This is a genomic window from Vibrio sp. 10N.222.49.C9 (genome assembly GCF_041474985.1).
GTDB lineage: Bacteria > Pseudomonadota > Gammaproteobacteria > Enterobacterales > Vibrionaceae > Vibrio > Vibrio crassostreae_C.
On sequence record NZ_JBFRVD010001494.1, the window covers coordinates 1 to 333 of the forward strand.

Annotated in this window: 1 pseudogene; it reads right to left on the reverse strand. The window is 46.5% G+C overall.

Features of this window, described 5'->3' with window-relative positions:
- Positions 1-333 (reverse strand): annotated as a pseudogene (locus tag AB4585_RS28910) (hypothetical protein); the annotation flags it as partial.

The following is a 333-nucleotide window of genomic DNA, read 5'->3' on the forward strand; positions in this document are numbered from 1 at the left end:
CAAGAGCCCCGGTGAACAGTGAGCTTCTCTAGCATTGCTTTTAAGTTGTAGCGAATGGATAAATAGCAAAACAGGCTATAAACAATCAGCTCCAGCATGGATACCGTAAGATAAATATGACCCACGAAGCTGAAAGTGGTGAGCGCTCCAAACAAGCGAAAGAGCGTACTCATAGAGGTTGAGTTATCGGAATCGATATCAGGTAACAAGCCACCTATCGTACCTAACAGTATCAACCATAGTGCGGTAATGGGTACAATGTGCCCTGCCGATAGCAGGGCTGTCGCCGCTAAACTACTCGTCAGCGCGGCTGTTCCAAGATGTGTATTGAAA